At 45.3% G+C, this 20,806-nt stretch carries 16 protein-coding genes; 8 read left to right on the top strand and 8 right to left on the bottom strand.

Annotated features, from left to right (window positions below; all coding sequences use genetic code 11):
• Nucleotides 1-18: 18 nt before the first annotated feature.
• The 4 genes from H6G48_RS20890 to H6G48_RS20875 form a co-directional block, all read right to left on the bottom strand.
• Nucleotides 19-1,611, bottom strand: a complete 1,593-nt coding sequence (locus H6G48_RS20890) for an ArnT family glycosyltransferase (RefSeq protein WP_190723068.1) — start codon at nt 1,609-1,611, stop codon at nt 19-21.
• Between the two features lie 198 nt (nt 1,612-1,809).
• Nucleotides 1,810-3,576 carry a hypothetical protein gene (locus tag H6G48_RS20885; protein ID WP_190723067.1) on the bottom strand — a complete coding sequence of 589 codons (1,767 nt, stop codon included), beginning with the start codon at nt 3,574-3,576 and terminating at the stop codon, nt 1,810-1,812.
• A 198-nt stretch (nt 3,577-3,774) separates the two neighbouring features.
• Nucleotides 3,775-4,017, bottom strand: a complete 243-nt coding sequence (gene brnA / locus H6G48_RS20880) for a type II toxin-antitoxin system BrnA family antitoxin (protein ID WP_190723066.1) — start codon at nt 4,015-4,017, stop codon at nt 3,775-3,777.
• Entirely contained in the window at nt 4,007-4,219 is a 213-nt protein-coding gene (locus H6G48_RS20875) for a hypothetical protein (RefSeq protein WP_190723065.1), read from the bottom strand. Before H6G48_RS20875 ends, brnA begins: the two co-directional genes overlap by 11 nt.
• A gap of 422 nt (nt 4,220-4,641) precedes the next feature.
• On the opposite strand from H6G48_RS20875, the gene H6G48_RS20870 reads away from it, so the two are divergent.
• Together H6G48_RS20870 and H6G48_RS20865 are read left to right on the top strand one after the other, a co-directional pair.
• Complete coding sequence (locus tag H6G48_RS20870) at nt 4,642-4,947, top strand: type II toxin-antitoxin system HigB family toxin (protein WP_190723064.1); 306 nt, start codon at nt 4,642-4,644, stop codon at nt 4,945-4,947.
• Nucleotides 4,913-5,329, top strand: coding sequence for a helix-turn-helix domain-containing protein (locus H6G48_RS20865; protein WP_130757185.1), 417 nt, complete (start codon nt 4,913-4,915; stop codon nt 5,327-5,329). The genes H6G48_RS20870 and H6G48_RS20865 overlap by 35 nt, the downstream gene beginning before the upstream one ends.
• Nucleotides 5,330-5,821: 492 nt before the next feature.
• On the opposite strand, the gene H6G48_RS20860 is transcribed toward H6G48_RS20865, so the two are convergent.
• From H6G48_RS20860 to H6G48_RS20845, 4 genes are all read right to left on the bottom strand, one after another.
• Nucleotides 5,822-8,347 (bottom strand): SAV_2336 N-terminal domain-related protein, encoded by a 2,526-nt coding sequence (locus H6G48_RS20860; RefSeq protein WP_190723063.1) that lies wholly within the window; start codon nt 8,345-8,347, stop codon nt 5,822-5,824.
• Nucleotides 8,348-8,355: 8 nt separating this feature from the next.
• Complete coding sequence (locus H6G48_RS20855) at nt 8,356-9,447, bottom strand: AAA family ATPase (protein WP_190723062.1); 1,092 nt, start codon at nt 9,445-9,447, stop codon at nt 8,356-8,358.
• Entirely contained in the window at nt 9,437-11,287 is a 1,851-nt protein-coding gene (locus H6G48_RS20850; protein WP_190723061.1) for a caspase family protein, read from the bottom strand. Before H6G48_RS20850 ends, H6G48_RS20855 begins: the two co-directional genes overlap by 11 nt.
• 156 nt (nt 11,288-11,443) lie before the next feature.
• On the bottom strand, nt 11,444-12,298 hold the full coding sequence (locus H6G48_RS20845) for a hypothetical protein (RefSeq protein ID WP_190723060.1): 855 nt from the start codon (nt 12,296-12,298) through the stop codon (nt 11,444-11,446).
• Nucleotides 12,299-12,655: 357 nt separating this feature from the next.
• Between H6G48_RS20845 and H6G48_RS26550 the strand changes: the two genes are divergently transcribed.
• The 6 genes from H6G48_RS26550 (at nt 12,656) to H6G48_RS20815 (ending at nt 19,735) form a co-directional block, all read left to right on the top strand.
• Nucleotides 12,656-12,961 carry a PIN domain-containing protein gene (locus H6G48_RS26550; RefSeq protein ID WP_341275522.1) on the top strand — a complete coding sequence of 102 codons (306 nt, stop codon included), beginning with the start codon at nt 12,656-12,658 and terminating at the stop codon, nt 12,959-12,961.
• Nucleotides 12,962-13,313: 352 nt separating this feature from the next.
• Nucleotides 13,314-13,664, top strand: a complete 351-nt coding sequence (locus H6G48_RS20835; protein ID WP_242034713.1) for a hypothetical protein — start codon at nt 13,314-13,316, stop codon at nt 13,662-13,664.
• Between the two features lie 101 nt (nt 13,665-13,765).
• Nucleotides 13,766-17,068 (top strand): protein-glutamine glutaminase family protein, encoded by a 3,303-nt coding sequence (locus tag H6G48_RS20830; protein ID WP_190723059.1) that lies wholly within the window; start codon nt 13,766-13,768, stop codon nt 17,066-17,068.
• Between the two features lie 206 nt (nt 17,069-17,274).
• The gene (locus H6G48_RS20825) at nt 17,275-18,087 is read left to right on the top strand and encodes a C1 family peptidase (protein ID WP_190723058.1); all 813 of its coding nucleotides are present in this window, start codon (nt 17,275-17,277) and stop codon (nt 18,085-18,087) included.
• Nucleotides 18,088-18,213: 126 nt separating this feature from the next.
• Nucleotides 18,214-18,696 carry a protease inhibitor I42 family protein gene (locus H6G48_RS20820; protein ID WP_190723057.1) on the top strand — a complete coding sequence of 161 codons (483 nt, stop codon included), beginning with the start codon at nt 18,214-18,216 and terminating at the stop codon, nt 18,694-18,696.
• Between the two features lie 43 nt (nt 18,697-18,739).
• The gene (locus tag H6G48_RS20815; protein WP_190723056.1) at nt 18,740-19,735 is read left to right on the top strand and encodes a DUF2278 family protein; all 996 of its coding nucleotides are present in this window, start codon (nt 18,740-18,742) and stop codon (nt 19,733-19,735) included.
• Nucleotides 19,736-20,806 lie beyond the last annotated feature (1,071 nt).

The following is a 20,806-nucleotide window of genomic DNA, read 5'->3' as shown; positions in this document are numbered from 1 at the left end:
TGAACTAATTGATCTATTTTAAGGATAAGTTTTAATTAGTCCTTTAGCTTGGTAAACATGAAATTGTTCGATGGTGACACCACCGCGCTTGATCGGAATGACAGCTACTTTAGTTATATCTTGGAAATAGGGACGGTAGCGATCGATTATTTCCGGTCTTTCTAGAGAACTATTTGTAGTAATTAATAAACCATTTTTACCGATCCATTCTTGAGGATTAAACCAAATTTGATAACCCCTTTGATCGTTGTTAAAACAGGTGACGGGAATAGGAACTAGGGGATAAAGGGCCATATCTAGCCATGCGGTCACATAAAAATTATGGGTAAAAACGAAGCTAGAATCTTTTAAGAGTGCTAATAATTCGGGCGAATTAGCAAAGCCTTGACGCAGTTGATCGATATCGACAATTTCCCGAGAAGGGTCCTGTTCTGGGGCAATAATTCCCCCAAAAATTGCGTATTGACTAGGTTTTTGGAAAGTGCCAAAAGTAACGTGAAGCATTGCTATAGATAAAATAGTAACGATAAAAATTCCTGACCCCCATAACCATCTTTTTACCCAGATTCGAGAAGATTGCTGCCAAGTATTGGCCTTTTCTCCTAATAAAATTGTGCCGGACCAGAACCCGGGTAAAATCCAACTAGGGGCGAGATAATGGGAAGCTCCCACATAAAGCATTCCCAGGATTAAGGGCAGAGAAACCGAGAGAATTAACCATTTTTTTAGTGATTCTTCTTCTCGATGAAAAAATCTTTTTTTCGAGATAAAATTAGGCACTTGTTCGGCAAAGCTTTTAAATGTCACCCACCACATCGGCAGACCGAAAGGAGGAAACATCGTGGCGATACTAATGCCAACAACCGAGAGAATACCAAGAATATTAAAGGTTTTGGGTTCTCCAGAAAAACGGTCTTCTAAATGAAAGCGAAAGGAAATCCAATCATGGTTAATATTCCAGTAGATAATCGGCAATAAAGTTATCAAAAAGAGAATAAATCCTAATCCCAACCAAGGGGATCTAAATACAGGCCAATAGCGGGGAGTGGTCAGACAAAATAAAACTAAACCAAAGCCCAAAATAAAGCCGTGATATTTACTTAAAACCGCCAATCCTACGGCAAGTCCAATATAAGCGAGACGATAGCTAGGATGATAGTTTTTTTCCCGAATTGGCCAGAATTCTTGGGCAGCTAAATAGACTGTTAATGACCAAAAAAAGATTAAAGGACTATCTGGCTGCGAAAGAATCCCGAAGACGATCCCATAGATGGGGATGAGGGTGGCGATCGCTAAAGTCATTCTGGCGACCGGCAGACTGAACAATTTTAAAGCCGTCAGATACAGCAAACAGAGGCTGCCAGTATAGAGGAGGAGAGTACCGAAGCGAATGGTAAATTGATTGACTAATCCCGTGATCCAAGTCCCAAAACCCGTGGAAATCGCTACTATTGGCGGATGATCGAAATAACTCCAATCTAGATTATGGCTGTAAACGTAATAATATGCCTCATCGTAACCGGGATAAAGCCCCAAGGCGATGATTATTCTAAACAGGAGTCCACCGATGAGCAGATAAACGGCCATGCGATCGCTAAGTATTTTGGTCAAAATTCTTACCTCATTTCATCGCTAAAACTGATGTTAGAGACGGGAGATTTTTGGGGTTGCCAGATTCGAGATTTGTGCATCTATGGCAAGGTTAGATTTAAGTGTGATCTTTAGTTACTATATCACCAACTCTGTCATCTTTTTAGCTAATTTAACAATACCCAGTTTAAATGCGTCTTAGCTTATCCCCAAGGATGATCAACTTAGATGGGGGAGAATCACCATGACTTTTAGATAATCGATTGACTTCCGAATAGACGGATTAATTATATCTTTATATAAAAAACCTTTCTTAAAAATATCTAATGTTGTCTTACTAATTGGCTTAAAATAGAACTTTTTCTCACCGACAATGATGGGATCGGTTTGACGAATTAATTTCCCATTTTTTTCCTGTAATAAAATAATCTCAGATGTCTGAAGATGGCGATCAAGTTCCCAAGGATGAAAGTAGAAATAAACCACACCATTATTACTGTCCAATGTCAGGATTCCCTGATCATCAATTTTATTTTGCCAGTTAGGGTTGAGCCTATAGAGCTTAGGTATAAATTCCCAATCTTGAGGAAACTGATAAATTTGTCCCAATACATATTGCATGAGTCCATGAATGGGATGCAACTGTCTTCCCCAAGACATACTGGGAGCATCCACTAAAATTACAGTACCCTCGGTGATATCTGGGGCCAATCGAGTTACATCAGTCCAAAAAGCTTGTTGATATTGCCAACAACGTTGATTGTCATGCTGCACGATCAATCCAAATCCGACTAATAAGGTAAAGTATGCTGCTAAGATCGTAGCAGCTAGATTCTTTTGCCGATAGGTTGCGGCTAGACAAACAATGAGGTGACAGACAATTCCAGCGAGAAGAGAAGCTCCTAAGACCGCAGCAGTATGCACCCTGGAATCGCGCCCACTAATTTGAGTAGCATGGACGGTGAAGGTGAGGGGATAGGCTAAAAATAATAAGATCAGACTTAGTAATACCAGCTGCCTAATCGAGAAAGAATTTTCAGAATTGTTTCCAAAAGGCATTTCGCTTGTACTGACTGTCGTTGCACCAATTCGATTTACCTTAAATTGTAATAAAAACCAAGTCAAGAGAGCAAATGTTATGGGAAGCAAGAAAAGTAATTCCCCTTTAAGATTGACTAGAACTTGCCAAGGACGAGAAAAGAAGGTACTCAAGCTGATAAAAGGTCCGATTAAAGTTTGACGCAGAGGAGTTAAAACAGCCGTGAGGATATCCAAATCATTAACTCTGCTATCCCCAGTTAGTTTGCGAAGCATGAGCACTCCCAGGAAAATGAACCCCAATACTAGGGCATTTCTGATAAATTCTTTTAATAGCTTTCCATTCCACTTGTTTTTGAAGAGTGGAGCGGCAAGAAAAAGGGGGAAACAGGTTTCATAGGAGAGGAGAGCGGCTAAAATGAATAAATAGGAGATGATCCTCTTCTGGGAAAAATAGCAGAGAAAAGCTATCAAGATAAAGGTCACAGATGGTAAAACATGAATGTGAGTCAGAAAAGCTCTGGTATTGTCAGCGGGAAACAGAGCAAAGGACAAAGTTCCGCAGATGACAAAAAAAGGCTGATCCCAAAGGCGTTTAAGGAAGATATAAAAAAGAATGTTATTGGTTAATACCCATAGATAAGCTATTGCATAAACCAGTTTTAATCCTCCTAAATGTCCCCCAATAAATGCCGATAAAAGAACGATATTAAAACCAACGATACGCCCTTGAAAAAAATATAAATTTATTCTTTTTATAAAGTCGAAAAATTCTAGAAGGTTCATCCTTATGGGTTCGCCGACATAGAAGTAGTCATCTTCATATAAACCCAAGCCGCCAAAGTGCCAAAAATGAGCAGTCCAAGTAACTATGGCAAGTATCCCAATAAAGCTCAATGATTCCTTGGTTTTGAGACGGGTAATCCACTGATGCTGCTGAAATTTCATCTTTTCTATCCTGAAGTAATATAGCACTTCTCTCTTGGGTGAAGTACAGATTCCTAAGTTTTAGGGAGTTTCCATTCCGACTAATTTCTAAGCGCTAGAAAAAAGCCGTTGTTGTCAAGGTACAAACTACTTGGGTATAAATTTGTTGGGCAGTAGTTTCCCTTTGATCATCTGAACAAGCGATCGCATCTTACCCATTCAATGGGTTGTTTGCAGAGAATTAGAACTAGCTAATTTTTCCTCAATCCAGCCTTTGACAATAGCTTGTAACGGTAAATCACGACGCTGACTTTCTTGCTCAAGAGCCTCTATTATCCATGATGGAAACTGAAAGGCAATTGTTTGTTCCTCGCAATTAGAACGTTTAATTTTAGTTAAATCCAAATATTCGATGATATTTTCTCCATCATCAAATTTGCGGTCAAAATCTTCAGCTTTCATAAATTTGTACCTCTTCAGGTCTAGTTCGTTTCCGTGGCTGCATCTCAATTTTATCGAAATAACTCCAATCTAGATTATGGCTGTAAACATAATAATAGGCTTCATCGTACCCGGGATAAAGCCCCAAGGCGATGATTATTCTAAACAGGAGTCCACCGATGAGCAGATAAACGGCCATGCGATCGCTAAGTATTTTGGTCAAAATTCTTACCTCATTTCATCGCTAAAACTGATGTTAGAGACGGGAGATTTTTGGGGTTGCCAGATTCGAGATTTGTGCATCTATGGCAAGGTTAGATTTAAGTGTGATCTTTAGTTACTATATCACCAACTCTGTCATCTCTTAGTCCTTGGCTATCAGCAAACTCTCCCGATTCGTTGCTGATTGGCGATCTGAAAGAGGATTAAGAGAACGGGGAACGGTAAAATGATGTTAAGTAAGTGTTTGTAATTAGGGTTTGCTGAATAAATCTAAAAACTCTGTTGGATAATACCATTTTTCATAAGTAATGGCAGAGATGGTTAATCGCCCTCACCCCCCCCTGCCCCCCCGACATCGGGTTGGTGGCGCAAATAAGGCTATGATAAACTAGAATACAAGAGCTATTCTAAATCAATAAGAATATGCACATCATCAGCCGTACAAAACTGCGGCAATTTTCTGGAAAACACGCCGATGCTGTTAATGCCATTAATACTTGGTATAAAATTGCTAGTAAAGCAGAGTGGAAAAACCTAGCTGAAGTTCAAGCTGTGTATTCTCAAGCGGAAGCTGTTGGTAATTTCACGGTCTTTAATATCAAAGGTAATCGCTATCGTCTAATTGTAGATATCGTTTACAAAGATCAAATAATTTACATCAAGTACATTTTGACTCACGCGGAGTATGACAAAGATGAGTGGAAAAATGACCCTTACTTTAAACCGTGATACCTACGGAAGGTTACTAGCCAAGTATCTACCAAAAGTGATAGAAAACGATGCAGAAAACGAACAGGCTATTATCCTAGCTGAGGCCTTATCTCATCGAGAAAATCGCAGTCTAGAAGAAACCACTTTGTTAAATTTACTCTTGACTTTAATCGAAAAGTACGAACAAGATCATTATCCCCTTGAAGAATCAGAACCCCATTCAATACTCTGGGAACTCATGGAAGCTAACAACTTACAAGAAAAAGATTTATCAGATATACTAGGTTCAAAAACCATAGTTTCTGATATTCTTATTGGTCAACAAATAATAACAGAAAAACAAGCTATAAAGTTAGGACAGTTTTTTCACGTTGACTCAAGTTTATTTTTAAGTAGGTAGGCGTTAAAAATTATCAGATGCCCCCCTTATCAAGGGAGATACCCCCGCCTATCGGCACCCCCCTTATCAAGGGAGATACCCCCGCCTATCGGCACCCCCCTTATCAAGGGGGGCAGGGGGGATCGGCACCACCCTTATTAAGGGGGGACTAAGGGTAGGGTTGATTCATGAATCAACCCTACTATGAATCAACCCTAGTACTAAGGGACTTGCGCTTTGATAATGTACCTTTTGGGCGAACGCAGTTCGCCCCTACATTGTGGACAAAATCCGTTACTGTAGGGGCGCAAAGCTTGCGCCCTCCGATCGATTGGGATATTATTCCCACGCAAGTCCCTAAGGGGGGATCAAACCCCCCTTATCAAGGGGGGCAGGGGGGATCAAACCCCCCAGGTAATTGACCCCCTAAACTAATACACTCGTACTATAGCCTGCCTAAAAAAATTCCAGAAAAGGGAATGAGGGAAAAGAGGGAAAAAAAGGGGAAAAGGGTTACAGGGTCCTCCCAGCACCGCACACCACCCGAAAACCGTAGAGGCCGTAGTCGTCGCGGCGGGAGCTGTAGCTGCGGTAAGCGGAACGGCAGAAATCTGGATGGAGGAACCAAGAACCGCCCCGCAATACAGAATCTCGGTCATCTGTCAATAGTTTATTTATACTATTCAATAAGTTTTCATAACGATTATCAATATTTTTTTCGTCCCAAACGCTCCCGTCTGTGGGCGGTGCGTCTTGATAATCACTGTGCCACGGATCTAAACACCACTCCCAAACATTCCCGTGCATATCGTACAGCCCGAAGGCGTTGGGGGGATAGGAGCGGACGGGGGTGGTTTTCTTTGGGGATTCTTTCGCCTTTTCTTGTTGATAGACCTCTGAACTATTGTAATTCGCCAGTTCTGCCGTGATCGTCTCGCCAAAGTGGAAGGGGGTAGTTGTTCCCGCTCTACAAGCGTATTCCCACTCGGCCTCACTCGGTAAACGGTAATTTTTTCCCGTGTGACGGGACAGACGGGCGCAGAATTCGATCGCATCGTACCATCTCACGCGCTCGACGGGGTTATTATCACTTTCCTTAAACTCCGCAGGGTCTGGATCGAGGTCTTTTCCCTCCCTCGGTAGGTGGGCCACGAACCGCCATTGCGCCCGTGTAATCAGAGTCTGGCTCAGGTAGAAAGCACTGACGCTCACGGGGTGTTGGGGTTTTTCATCCTCGTTATCGTACTTTTCTCCCGGTGAACCCATCAGGAAAGTTCCCCCCGGGATAGCAACCATGGTTAGGGGTTCGATTCCCTCCCCTAGGGGTTCTTGGTAGTAGTAGGCCTCCAGGGGTTCTCTTTTGGTAATTTCTCCCCGTTTATCGACGTATAGGGTCTCGAAGGTGAATTTTAGGAGTTTTTCCGGGGTCAAGATTTCCTGTTTTCGCTGCCTCACTCTCTCCTCGATGTTTTGGGCGATATCGGCGTACTCTCCCCCCCAAGTGCGGAGAACAGCCGCGTCCACCTCAGCGAAATAGAGAGAGCGATCGCTGACTGCATCCTCTAGAGAACCCTGTGGATTGGGGATTAGAGCCGAAAAATCGCGAAATTCGCCGTAATGGTCGCGAATATAATCGCCGATGCCGCGCCAAATATCGATCGTGCGTCTAGCGGCACTATCTGCCAACAGTAGCTGACGAATGCCGGGGTAAAAATCGTACCAAGCATCCGGAACCGTCGCTCCCTCCGGACTAAAGGTAGATTTTTCGACCAGTCCGCTAAAAAAGACCTCCGCTAGATGCCAATGTTTACTATCGGGTAAAAATCGCCGCTGTGCCAATCGCATCACCGGAGGAATCAGGGGAACGGCCGCCAGCACTTTAGCCAGTTCTCGGGCCAAGGGACTGGCATCGATTAAAAAGCCTCTCAATAACTCTTCCGGGGATTCCGCTTCCGGAGCGGCTGCCTCTTCTTCTCCGGTTTCACCCATATTCACCCCCGCAGTGGTTGCTCCCATTAAAACCCCCTGAATCGAGTTACCACCGCTCCCAGCGATAAATTTCGCCCAGGTTGCAAAGTGAGCAGGGGATAGATTGAAAATAGGGAACCGATAGAGAATCTGCTTCGTGCGGAGTCTTTCCCCCACTTGCAGTGTTGCATTGGCAGAAGCGGGACCCGGTGCGATCAAAGGCCGGAGGATCGCCCCCTCTAAAGCGGTTCGTTGCCATAGCTCCTGCGGGAAAATGTGAGCGATGGTGACGGGGTGTTCTTTGCCCAGATCCGCTAGGGTGGCGAAGGCGGACCTCGATCGCCAAGCTTTCCCCAAAGTATCGGTTAGGACGATAAAAAGTCGGTTCCCAGAGGGTGCAACCAGACTGCGAGGGTTCCGTTCGATTTGCCCAGCGCCGGAAAGCAAACGAGCTTCATTTTCACCCGTCTCGAACCACCAAACCCGCACATCCCTAAAAAAGCCTTGCCAACGGAAGAGAGTGGTCATTCCCCCCGCTAGATCTCCCCAAAATTCCATCGGGGGAGAGCGATCGATCAACAGGTGAACCTCTAACCAACGTTCTAGGGGAGGTCGGAAAGCGAGCATCGGTAATCCCCCCGCTTCGGCCGTCCGTTCCACTGTAACCTCGATATCCAACTCGTCGGCCCGTAATCCAGGCACGCGACGCGCTAGGGGGAGAATTGCCTTACTGATGGCGGTGGGTTCGGGTATCGGAAAGGGATCGGGGACACGAACGGGAGAAGAACGATCGCTCTCGACCGAATCGCGCTTCCGGGAGGTCTGCATCGGGCGATCGATGTTTTCGGGATAGGCAACGGGGAGGGTTGGCTCGATCGCTCCGGGGGGAGGGGTTTTTTCACCGCTGCCGGATGACCGGTTATCCTCCTGATCATTAGATGAGTTCGCTTCCGAATGTTCAGACTGCTCGATCGACCAAGGCGCGATAATTCGATCGAGGTAAGCAGCGCACCAGATCAGTTCTGCCATTTCCCTCTCGTCTTCCCACCAGATGGCTTTCTTCCCTTCCATCTCTCCCCCTACCCTTGCAAGGATTTAAAGATGGTGTCTAGCAGCGATTCGCGATCGGTGGCGGTGAGGTCGTTTCCCTGTAGTAACAGATAGACCGCGTTGAGCAGTTGATCGGTGGCTAGTTTGTCTTTGCGTTTAATTCGATCGAGAAATTTCCGGATTAGTTCTCTGGCCGGTTTTTCCAATTGATTCAGGCTCTCCGGGGGGAAACGTTGCTCTAGTATCCGATAGAAATCATCCTCGTTATTGGGTTGTTCGAGTCTTAAACGCAAACATCGACGCAGGAAAGCGGGGGGAAACTCCCGGGCCTCGTTACTGGTCATGAATACTAGGGGGAACTCCTGACAAGACACACAACCTCGATCGATCGGGATTTTTTCCTCGCTGTCGTCCTGTTGACCGCGATAGGGAAGAACGGATTGGTCGCCGGTTTTTAATCGTGTCAATTCTGGGATCTCAAAAAATCCCTCCTCGAAAATATGGAGGAGATCGTTAGGCATATCGATATCGCTTTTATCGATCTCATCAATTAGCAGCACCGCCGGTCGTCCTGGAAGGGATCGATAAAAAGCCATCCCCATGGGACCTAATCTTAGATAGCTGCCGATATCTGGTTCCTCGTACTTTCCCCCCTCTCCCACTTTCTGTCTTTGTAGGGAAGCTTCCTGTAACCGTCCGATCGCATCGTAGGCATAAAGACCCTCTTTAAGGGTGGTGCGGGAAACGATCGACCAACGGTAGGGGCCGGGTAGTCCCAATTCCCGGGCAACTGCGTAGGCCAGGGAAGTCTTGCCGGCGCCGGGGTTGCCCTCGATCAGTAGGGGACGACGCAAACAGAGGGCAGCATTCACCAATTCCACCGCTTTCTTATCCGCGACGAATCCTAAAGCCCTAGGGTCGATTTTTCCCTGTTTGGGCGGTATTTTCTGCGATTTTGTCCATGCTTCCGGGGACAGGCTAAAACTGCGCCAAGGGGGTGGCGGTGGGATGCGATCGAGGTGTTTTCTTTGTTCTTCGGGTGTGGGTAAACTATCGGCACTCAGGGTCAAACCCCGATAGATGCGAAGTTCTTCTGCTTTGGTAACTGGTTTATTGGCCATTGGATTCCACCACTCTCGTGTTTAGAGGTCTTGGTCTCGGGGAGGGTTTGGGGTATAGATCGTCCCAGAAAAGGGCGATTTTTCGCTTGTTTCTGCGTAATTCTTTGATCTTATCGGGCCAGTTTCTCCATTCCGAGGGTTTTAGATCGTTATCTGTCATCGGTTGATTGGCGTTTCGACTCCAGACGGCGATCGGCAGGGATTCCACGATATCTTCCAGATCGGCGATCGATGGTTCGGTTCCGATGTAGTAATGTTCCCAGTCAAGATCGCTATTATTTTCCCATAAAGCTCTCTTGATCTCCTCGATCTCGTCGCGTATCTCTCGGAAATCTTCATCAAAATAGCGATCGAAGGAGTTAATAAAAACAGGATACTCGTATCCGATAGATGGCCCCTCACCGCATCTAAACTTAATATCTTCTAGGGAGTGTTTCAGCAAAGCAAATGGAAGGAAAAATTCAATCTCTAGTCTCACTCGATCGGGTAAATAGTAAAATATTTCAGGAATTACCTGATAGAAACTATTTTGCATTTCTTCTAACATAAAACCTTGTTCTTTTTTATAGATATTCCATAACTTAATTTTATTGTTTATTCCCACAAAAAACATCGTATTTACATAAAAATATTCTGTTTGTAAGCCAGTATTATTATGTTTATCAATTGCGGGTGAGATTACAATTTGTATTCTTCCTTCTAGTTCGATATTTTTATTAAATTTATCCCACAATTCTCTCGCATATTTCTTGATTGTGTCTAACTGCACACCATCCCTATATCGAACAGCTTCACCTTTCCAAGTATCAATATCTTCAGCAATATCTCGGTTTTGATCCTTAAATAACTTCAACCTGCACCATTCAGAAAATAAAATCAAAGGACATATTTCTTTATTAACTGGCTTACTAGACAAATCTTTTAGTTTTTCTCTAAGCTCTTCTATGTTTGAAATAGATGACGATTTGGGATCCTCATAGACTAACAGAAAAGAGTTGATTAAAAATAAACTATTATCGGAATTAATATTTAAAATATTGAAAAGTTTTTCGATTAAATTAAATCGTTGATTTTCCCATTTTTGGTCAGCTTTAGGATAAGTAGGAAAAAAGATAGCATGGGTTTCAATTCCTAGCGCAGAATAATTAACACGCTGATTACCGTCAACATTCTGGTTCATTTTATCAACCAACAAACCTAGATCGACATATCCACGGTGGGAATAAAAATCGATCGCTTCTATATCATCGAGAGCTTGTTGCAGCGATCGGGATAAAACGCCTTCGATCGCTGTATCTTTTGACCTACAAGCTGCCATAACATGAATAGCTATATTAGCTCCTCGAACCGCTTCATATTGTTTGATCGCATTACTAACGAATTTTATAATATCTCCCGCACCACTTTGGGAGTAACAAGTATCAATAATATAGAGAATTTGAGAAATTGTTACTTGCTTATTGTTAAGAGGACGAACTAAGTCTTGAGTCGGTAAAGCCGTTAAATCGATATTATCAATATCTGTATCTTTCAGGATGAGATAATGTCTATCACCTGGACAATATTCGCCATGACCAGAATAGTAAAAAATAAGAATATTTTTCGTTCCATGTCGCTCTTTATCCCGAAGCCAATTAGGGAATAATTTTTTAAGATCGTTAGTTGTGGGATTCAAGTGTAAACTTGGCAGAACTCTTTCATATCCAAAACCACTGGTAAACAGACTGTTCACCAATTCTAAATCCGTCTCGACGCTGGGTAATTGCTCGAATGCGTTGTAATCCTTTGTCCCACAAGCGATCAGATAATACTTGATTTCTTCATCCATATCATTGCCCATCAATCGATTAAGTAGCTGGTTATAATTAAATTAAAAATGGATTTTAGGTTCGATCCCCCCTTAGTCCTAGAGTTGATTCATAGTAGGGTTGATTCATGAATCAACCCTACCCTTAGTCCCCCCTTGATAAGGGTGGTGTCTGATAATTTTTAACACCTACCTACTTAACCCCGATCGAATCGCTTCCCCAGTTTCAACCGCCGTCAGATACCTTTTGGCATCGTGAGCCTCGCAACCATTATAAACTAGCTTATCCTCGATAGTTCCCTCAAATAAAGAGTTGAGTTGCTTTGTCAACGCCACCACATCGCCATCGTCTGCGATATTTACCCATCTTTCCACATTTCCGGGCCAGCGCCCCAGGTTATTGCGGGGGGATGGTTGCAGTCGATCGAAAATTAATTGTCTTATCCCCAAAGGAGAACCGAGAGTGACAAAGACTTTAATCGGCCATTCTGGATGCTGACATAAAGTTTCGTAACAGACGATCGAACCGAGAGAATGAGCTACAAGTACCCGCGTATCTTCTTCATTGATACATTCTATTACTCGCTCTTGAATCTGCTGTTTTAGCTCTCGATTGTGTAAATAGCCCCCTACTTGCTTAAGATAAGAAATAACCAATTTCTCGGCAATGCTACCGAAAAACCGAGATTCACTTAACCCCGACAAAGCTCTCTGGATAATTTTCGGGGTAGATTTTTCTCTCAAAAGGCTATCTGCATTGGGATGATTATTTTCCACTCGTTCCGTTTCTTGCCACCACGACTGGAGTAATTCTCTTTCCCAATCGGAATCGATATCATTAACATCGTAGTTCGGGATGCCGATCGCTTTCGATTTTCCCCGAAAAATATCTCCGTAAAACGCACAACGAAAATCAGTATCGGACTGTAACTCGGTTCCCGCGAGTTTCAATCCATCCTTGAGACTTGGCAACCACTCAGCACAAATCGTGTTGCTACCCCTAAATTCTTGCGCGATGCCATGAACACCGACAATTTTAGCCATGATCCTCCAGTTACAGGGCTTTCCTATCCCTGTTGATTTTCAATTTTAAGATGAAAAGTTAAAACTGATCAAATTTTTATTGCAGGATTTAGGAACAAATAATGTCGATTCCGATCAGACTTTATTATCTCAATTAGCCAGAACTTGGACAGAGGCGGATGAGATGGATTTTTTACAAAATACAGAAGCCTTTCGAGAGGTTGAGGAAAGTTTGTGGAGCTAAGACCGATTCTACTGGATACCAACGCTTACACCGCTTTTAAACGTAATATTTTTGAAGCAGTTGAGGTTATTAGGAACACGCCTTGAATCGGTTTAAATAGTGTAATTTTAGAGGAATTATATGGTGGTTTTGAGTTGGTTTCTAGAGAGGAATATAACCGAAGAGAACTTAAGCAATTTTTGGAAATATCCAAAATTAACCGTTTTGCGAACGCAAAGCGCTCGCTACGCGAGATCGATTGCAATACCGCCGAATATTACGCTAGAGTTTATTATTACTTGAGGAAAAAGGGCAATCCGATTCCCACTAACCATATGTGGATCGCGGCGATGGCTCTACAATATAATCTGGCTTTATTTAGCTATGACAAGCATTTTCATGCGGTCGATGGGTTGATAACGGGAAATAGCAGCGCCGATTTTGCGATTATTCGATCTTAAGAGAATTGCTTCGGCTCGGTATAGCTGAAAGTGTAGCTTCAAGGGATACCAGGAAGCCAAAAGAAAGAATCGAACTTATCAAAAACTATTTGAGAGGGAGTCCTTAACCTTTGTTAAAAATAAGTGAGTGGACAGACTCGGAAAAATTAAGTTTTGAAAATTTGACAGCGCTTTACTATACTTTCACTTTACCCTAGAAGAAGAGCATCAAAAAGTCAAAAAATATACATGAAGACGGTTAAAAAGGAGGGAATAAACCAATGAACTCATCCCCAGAAAAAAGCTTTTTAAGTAGGAATTAAAAGAGCGGCGGAGAGGATGAGTAGTTTGAAAGATTGAGAGGAAAAATACCATGACAACAACCGTTCAACGCTTAAGCCAACTGAATTTTGCATCTCTATCAGCGGCGGGGGGATTGTTCCCGTCGCCGATCGCCTGGGAAGACCAAGCGTTCTATTTCTTGATGCTCGATCGCTTCTCCGATGGTCGTGAAAATGGGTACAAGGACAACGAGGGGAATTTAGTCCGGAGCGGGACAACCCCAGCCTACAGTCCCGCTGGTGCGGAAAATGCCGTGAAAACAGAGGCGGATGCGGATCGAACAGCGCGGAGCGGGATTCAAATATGTGGGAGGGACGCTCAAGGGGTTAGAGAGCAAAATCGGCTATCTGAAATGATTGGGGGTGACGGCACTCTGGATTAGCCCTACTTTTAAACAGGTTCGGTTTCAGGAAACCTATCACAGCTACGGCACAGGTGTGAGAACCGCTATAGAACAATCAACTACATACGGAGGAACTAAAAATGTCTAATTCTAATGCACTGATAGATAAGATCAGGAAACTGTCTCCATCTGGGGAAATTCTGAGATCCCTTCCATACCAAGAATCACAGGTTATGACGGTGAACTTTGAAGGCGATCGAGTAGGTCTTTTAGACCTAAGCTATCCCCCTGCGACGGTTTGGGCACGAATGGTTGATTACCTTCAGAGAAATAACAGGCCAGTCTATGTAGAAATCGATTCTGAGACAAATATCATCACAAAATTATGTGTTCCCGAAGCTGCCAAGGTTTGGCGAATAAATGAAAGTGAAGAAGCTGTTTATGTTACCTTCTATACTTCTCAAGCCCGCCACTATCTGCCGCGCAATCATCCGGATTTTCAGAAGATGTTGAATGCACTTCAAGCAGCACTGGCGAACGATGCTGCCATTCTGGTTACATCAACCCAGCAAAACTTTGAAATTATCGATGTCCGACCGCTCCCTCAATCCTTTGGCATTGATCGCCCTACCGAGCCACCGGCTCCATCCGCCCCCGATCCGCCCGTCACCTGGGATAGGGCAGTCGAACTGTTTAATCTGATGCAAGCGAAATCCTGTGTGCCCTGCTCCTCTACCGATCCCTGCATTCCTTACAAATTCCCCTATGACGGATGCTGGATCAGGGCGCATCTGATGTGCTATCTGATGATAGCAGAGGGAGAAACCCCCGAAAAAATCTGGATTGATTCTGCGGGTTGCAATTTGCTTGCCCCTAGCTCAAATGTGCCTGAGTGCGAAGTGCATTGGTGTTGGCACGTAGCACCGACGTTGATGGTTCAACAACCCAGCGGGCCGGATCTGAAAATGGTCATCGATCCTTCCCTCTGCGATAAACCAGTTACTCCCGACGAATGGCGATTACGCCAGACTGACACCAGTGCAACACTGACACCTTCTCTATGGGAGCAATACGGGCCCGGCGGAGGGACAGCGACGCAAGCTCAAGCCAACAACGACATGGAATTGTACAGGATTCTCTTAGATGGACTATGCCAGGACTATGGACCTTCACCTTATGCTTGTCCGATTGTCAAGTCCTGCCATTTTATCGTTGATCGCAGCACCTTCGGTGAAGACGAGATTGCAGCAATGCTGAAGCCTGGACAGGCGGCAGTGATTAAAGCAGCTTTTTATGTGATTGTCGATGGCTTCTCTGCCCAAGAGCTTGGCATCACATCTGCAACGCTGTTTGGTGTGCCGAACATCAAGCCTGCACTGACGATCGCCCCAAGCATCGCTCAAATGACAGCCGAGGCGGTTGCGCTTGACGTGGAAGACCCAAGCCATCTCAAACGTCGGCAGAGATTAACCTGGACTTATCAGATTAGCTTCACAGGCACCGACGGATTTGTCAACGACGTGGAGGATGTAACACTTACCGCGTCGATCGCAACTGTGTCGAGTAGCGCGACCATCTACCTGATCAAGCAGCCCAATCCCTACGAAGTCGATGGTCCAGTTTCCTGGTTGAGCGGAGATCTGCGGGTGTTCCAAATTAAGGCAGGCGAGTCGCAGTTTGGCAAGACCATGGGGAACGCGCCCGATCAGGCCCCGGACTTCATCGAGCAAGTGATTGCCAACTTGAACAATGGCACCACTGGTGGACAGACCTTTGACGATATCTCCATCGATCAGCAGACATCCAAACTAGAACTCTCCGAAAAAGTTAAAGTCAACGGGAAGCTGACGCCTGTTTTTAACTTTGCGATCGCTCGAGTACACTATCGATCGAAAATCAAAGAGGCGAAAGACGTGCGGGTATTCTTTCGACTTTTCCCAGCCTCGACGACCTCATTGGAATACAACCAGTCAACGACCTACCGTCGCGGCGGAAAAGCTGGCACGATCATCCCGCTCCTGGGAATTGAGGGAGGAATGGCGGGCGGCGAGGTAATCAGTATTCCCTGCTTTGCCGCACCACGAATTGATTCATCGGACCAAACCAAGACCCTGAACGACCAACCTGACCCAGCGAATGTGCAGACGCTTCAACCCGACATAACAGGGACAGAGAGTTACAACTACTTCGGTTGCTGGTTAGACATCAACCAATCGTCCCAACCTCAGTTTCCGTTCCAAGCATCACCGATGGATGGACCCTATCCGGCAGCGGATCGTAAAACAATCTATGAACATATCCGCAACAAGCACCAGTGTCTCGTTGCCGAAATTGCCTTTGATCCCGATCCGATTCCACCCAATGCGACTCCAGGATCCTCTGACAAACTCGCCCAGCGGAATCTCATGATCGTTGAATCCCCAAATCCTGGCAATCTCGCATCCCGCCGCATCCCCAATACCTTTGACATCCGACCGACACGGGCAAATCTTGGTCCCGATGAGATCCCCGACGAATTGATGATTGACTGGGGAAACACTCCGGTCGGAAGCCTTGCAACCCTTTATCTGCCCGGTGTCAGCGTCACCCAGATCCTCGAAATGGCCGTGCAGATGTACAGATCACACCGATTGATTCGAATCGACGATCATACTCTGCGTTGCCCGACGGATGGCATCACCTATATACCCATTCCACTCGGATCGGACACAAATTTAGCCGGGTTGCTGTCAATCGATTTACCCCCAACGGTAAGGCGGGACGAGGTTTTCACGGTAGTTGTCCGGCAAGTGACGAGTACAGGCAAAGAACTTCCGATTGAGCCACGTCTGCAAGACTCGCCGTCGGAAAACCTGGCGATTGTAGAACATTCAAGGAAATGGCGGCGCATCCTTGGCACATTCCAGCTTACGATTCCAGTTCGGACGAAAGAGGAAATGCTCGGACCGGAAGAACGCATATTATCCAATCTCCGCTGGGTTCAGCAGTCCATCCCCGAAAATAACCGTTGGTTCCCTGTTTTCAACCGTTATGTTGAACAGATTGCTAATCGGGTTGACTCGCTCGGTGGCGATTCTAGCCAGGTTGAAGCATCACCGACTGGAGACTGGCAGAAAGTACGGCTCTGCCGAACATTAGCTATCATCTGTGCCGTCTCACTGACAATTTTCATTGTTGCCCTCGGCATAATGACTAATTGGGTAACTGTCGCAGTGATTGCAGTCTTCCTAGCTGCGATCGCCTTAACCTGGGTCATTCAGTGTCAGCCCAATATTTGCATCAGGCTGCGGGTTATTGTGGCGGGTGCGGGCATTGGTGCCTTGATACTGGCAATCTTGGTACTACTTGGAGCATCGTCACCGCAACTTGTACCAGTTCTCTGTGGCGCTGTTGCTCTAACAGCTATCGCAAGTGTGATCGGACGTTCTCGAAAATGTTTCTGAGCTTATTGAGGAAGGCGATCGCTTTTTGAAAGGGCAAGATGCGATCGCCAGAAGTAAACAGGAGGTGAAATTCCCTTGAGCTAATCAACTTGACAACAATGCGATCGCAGTTCCTGAAACAGGAAAGAAGCGATCGTACTTCTGAGATGTCCATGCCACAAAGTAAAAAATTCACATCTTTTTTAGATTGAACAGGAGTTGAAAAAATGACACGCACAAACAAACGTTATGGATGGGTTCCTGACTTACCAGATCATCGAGATCTGCTTTACGCTGCACCCGTTACAGCACTGAGAGCTTTACCAGCCAAGGTCGATCTCCGCCCTAATTGTCCCCACATCTACGATCAAGAACAGTTGGGCAGTTGTACCGCCAATGCCATTGCTGGTGCCCTTGAGTTCGATCAAATGAAGCAGAAATTGACGGATATTTTTACCCCTTCCCGCTTGTTTATTTACTACAACGAACGGGTCATGGAAGGGACTGTGAACGAAGATAGCGGCGCCATGATTCGTGATGGCATTAAAAGCGTTGGCAAGCAAGGCGCTTGTCCAGAGGAAAAAACCAAACAGCATCCCGGACCTGAGGGCATCTGGCCCTACGATCCTGATTATCAGGTCAGGTTTATTAAAAAACCTACCCCAAAATGTTATGAAGTCGCGGCCAAACACCAAGCAATTCTTTACAGCCGCCTAGTGCGAAACCTCAATCAGATGAAGGGATGTTTAGCATCCGGCTATCCCTTCGTCTTTGGGTTCAGTGTTTACGAGAGCTTTGAAAGTCAAGAGGTGGCACAAACAGGTCGCGTCCCCATGCCGTCTCCCAATGAACAATTATTGGGGGGTCATGCCGTGTTAGCCGTCGGTTATGATGATAGCCAACGGCGGTTTATCGTCCGCAACTCTTGGGGGAAAGACTGGGGAATGCAAGGCTACTTTACCATCCCCTATGCTTATCTGTTGGACGATAACCTAGCTGACGATTTCTGGACGATTCGTCAAGTGGAAAATGAACCCTAGGCTATCTCAAAACTCTATCTTGAGGAGATAGGGAAATCTGATTAAATGCGACTGTTTTCGGAGGAGCAGGGGTGATAAAGCTTATCTAACCTGTTTCCCAACTCTCATTTCTAACTCAAAACTTCCATGTTTCAACGCGAATCTACTTTCAAGGATTTGAGCAATTTAAACCTCACTGCTGTACGCTGGATAGCTTTGACCCTGGGGATGATCTTAATCTGTCTCGTAGCTAACCCGGCCTATGCAGCCTGTAATAGTGACAATTCATTAGGAAGGAATTCTGGTATGTCGGAAATTGTAATTTTAGACGGCGATCAGGGGAAAACATTCGAGGTGCAGGCGGGCGATTTAATTGCCATCCGTCTCCCAGAAAACCCCACTACCGGCTATCGTTGGGAAATCAGCGGAGTTGACAATCAGCTTGTCGAGTTCCCCGGTTCAGATTACTCGGTAGCGCCCGGATCTAGTACAGGCGGTGGGGGTACGCGAACCTTCCATTTTAGGGCGAAGTCCACTGGAACGGCTCAGATTCAACTCAGGCGGCGGCGTTCATGGGAACCTGAGACTAGAGCAATTGAGCAGTTCACAGTCAATATTCAGGTTCAGTGATTGAGTCCTACTGCTGATTATCTCAAAAGGAGGTATTGAAAAAATGTCTCTAGCAACCTATGGAGTATTAAAATGTCGGGCTTTGGAACGCAAAATCGATCCCCAGACCGATCCTTCGCCCCATTATCAGGTTTTGGTAAGCGATGGGCAGAAAAAACACCGCATCGCCATCAACGTCAAATCCCAAGAAAGCCCTTCGGATTTGCTGTATCTAGTCAATGATGCCTTTCAGCACCCAATCTTAAATCAGTTAGCGAACTTCAGTTTAGGATTCCACAAACTGGAAAGCCAACCCGGAGGTGTAGCTCTGGATTTTATTCGCGGGAATTTGTTCCGTCCCGAAGACATGAAGCCACTGCCCCCGGACGTTCCCGGACCTGGCAATGACTTAAAGGAATTGATTGACTTGTACGTTCAGCGGGCTATTCAAGCTGAAGATGCGGTTTTGTACGCCTTCGGAGCCTCTTGGGGGCCAGAACCGACCACCCCCGACCAATACTTTGATTTTGTTCCCGGCAGCGGTATTCACGACATCCACATGAATCAGGGCAGTGTGGGCAGATTCCAAAGGGATAACGGCGTTTATCAGGATGGCGCACTGCTGATTCATTTCCCCTCCCGCCACCAATGGATCGGCATCTTTCTTGCCTTCCAGTCCCAATCTTTCCATACCGATGATCGCACGGGCGATGCTATTACAGAGGTTCCAGTTGAGGCAGCCGTAAGGATTCTGGCGGCACTGGTGAATCCCCTGGGAGCAGATCCAGGCAAGGAGTCGGTGACACTGATCAATGTTTCGCCGGATGTTGTCGATCTAAACGGTTGGTCTTTGGCAGACAAGCAGAAGCGCAAGTCTCCTCTACGCGACATCCGCCTCAAAGCAGGGGGCATCGTGACGGTACCATTGGGCGGGGCGGACGCACAACTGTCCAACGAGGGAGGTATCATCACGCTGCTAAATGCTCGGAGCATCAAAGTTCATGGGGTTTCCTATACCAAGGAACAAGCTCAGAAGCAGGGATGGATAATCGTGTTCTGAATCGAAACCGAGATTCAGACCAATTGTCCATTGAAAGGTTAGTTTTATTGAGAAGAAAAGAAACGATCACTGCTTTGGAGAATTGAAACGCGATCACAATTGCAACTGACGGGAGGTGCGATATTTTATCGCTCTTCTGGGACTTTCGGAAATCCCTGACCGAATCCAGATTCTGAAACCCTTGGTTGACAAGTGATCGCTAACTTTTTTTCTAATAAAAACTCAAATTTCGGGTTTCTGTTAGTTAGCGATCGCTTGAAGGCTTACCCCATAAGAGAGCTAGAGTTTAGAGACTGTAAGACTTTTGCCAGACTCCCTCCAAGAGCGTTATACTAAATCCGTTTATTAAAGACTGATTATCTATACCCCCTTTTGCCTCTTGCCTCTTGCCTAGAGTTTAGACTAAATTTTCCCAAAATCAACCCTAACCAGTTCAGGCTCAATACCTTGAAATCAGACAACGAAAGGAATACAGGCTTTTTGAGCGAGTGTTTCTGTGGCCGCATGGCGACTTTTCGCGCTTGTTTGCAGAACATCATGAGTTGACCGAACCTCGCCAAAAGTCTTTCAAGATTCCCCAATCAATAAAGAAGCATGGGCGAAAACTTGCCAAGGAAATAGCTATAACCTTGTTTTTGTAAGGGTTTCAAGGGATTCGAGCCAACCTACCCCTTAAGCTCAACCTAGGAGTGGCGTGACGGAATTAGTCTAAACTCCAGTCAAAATACTATCGGCAAAATATTCAGAAACTAATTCTAAAAATATTTGAAAACATTGACTGTTTAAATGAGTGAAGTCGTAAAAGAAATGCTCTACTGTCTTCGGCTCTACCACGTCATAGATATAATACCAATTCTCCAAAATGTGACTACAGATAGGCTAGAATATCATATTAGTAGAGTTAAAGGAAAAATATGGCAGGAGTTTATAAGATAGAAATATCTGAAAGTGAAGCAGCACTCAAGGAACTGCTTAGAAAAGAAAAAACTGGTTCAGGAAAAGAAAGAATACAAGTATTGTACTTGTTAAAGACAAAAAAGGCAAAAACGGTGACAGAAGCCGCGGAAATGC

It is taken from the genome of Microcystis flos-aquae FACHB-1344, from assembly GCF_014698375.1.
In the GTDB taxonomy this organism is placed as follows: domain Bacteria; phylum Cyanobacteriota; class Cyanobacteriia; order Cyanobacteriales; family Microcystaceae; genus Microcystis; species Microcystis aeruginosa.
Note: the sequence above shows the minus strand (reverse complement) of the source record. Positions and strands in the feature narration are given on the sequence as shown.

Excerpts from the sequence above, each read along its gene's own strand:
- H6G48_RS20885 (WP_190723067.1), bottom strand. The coding sequence starts at position 3,576 with ATGAAATTTCAGCAGCATCAGTGGATTACCCGTCTCAAAACCAAGGAA.
- brnA (WP_190723066.1), bottom strand. The coding sequence starts at position 4,017 with ATGAAAGCTGAAGATTTTGACCGCAAATTTGATGATGGAGAAAATATC.
- H6G48_RS20870 (WP_190723064.1), top strand. The coding sequence starts at position 4,642 with ATGCACATCATCAGCCGTACAAAACTGCGGCAATTTTCTGGAAAACAC.
- H6G48_RS20865 (WP_130757185.1), top strand. The coding sequence starts at position 4,913 with ATGAGTGGAAAAATGACCCTTACTTTAAACCGTGATACCTACGGAAGG.
- H6G48_RS20860 (WP_190723063.1), bottom strand. The coding sequence starts at position 8,347 with ATGGAAGGGAAGAAAGCCATCTGGTGGGAAGACGAGAGGGAAATGGCA.
- H6G48_RS20855 (WP_190723062.1), bottom strand. The coding sequence starts at position 9,447 with ATGGCCAATAAACCAGTTACCAAAGCAGAAGAACTTCGCATCTATCGG.
- H6G48_RS20850 (WP_190723061.1), bottom strand. The coding sequence starts at position 11,287 with ATGGGCAATGATATGGATGAAGAAATCAAGTATTATCTGATCGCTTGT.
- H6G48_RS20845 (WP_190723060.1), bottom strand. The coding sequence starts at position 12,298 with ATGGCTAAAATTGTCGGTGTTCATGGCATCGCGCAAGAATTTAGGGGT.
- H6G48_RS20835 (WP_242034713.1), top strand. The coding sequence starts at position 13,314 with ATGACAACAACCGTTCAACGCTTAAGCCAACTGAATTTTGCATCTCTA.
- H6G48_RS20830 (WP_190723059.1), top strand. The coding sequence starts at position 13,766 with ATGTCTAATTCTAATGCACTGATAGATAAGATCAGGAAACTGTCTCCA.
- H6G48_RS20825 (WP_190723058.1), top strand. The coding sequence starts at position 17,275 with ATGACACGCACAAACAAACGTTATGGATGGGTTCCTGACTTACCAGAT.
- H6G48_RS20820 (WP_190723057.1), top strand. The coding sequence starts at position 18,214 with ATGTTTCAACGCGAATCTACTTTCAAGGATTTGAGCAATTTAAACCTC.
- H6G48_RS20815 (WP_190723056.1), top strand. The coding sequence starts at position 18,740 with ATGTCTCTAGCAACCTATGGAGTATTAAAATGTCGGGCTTTGGAACGC.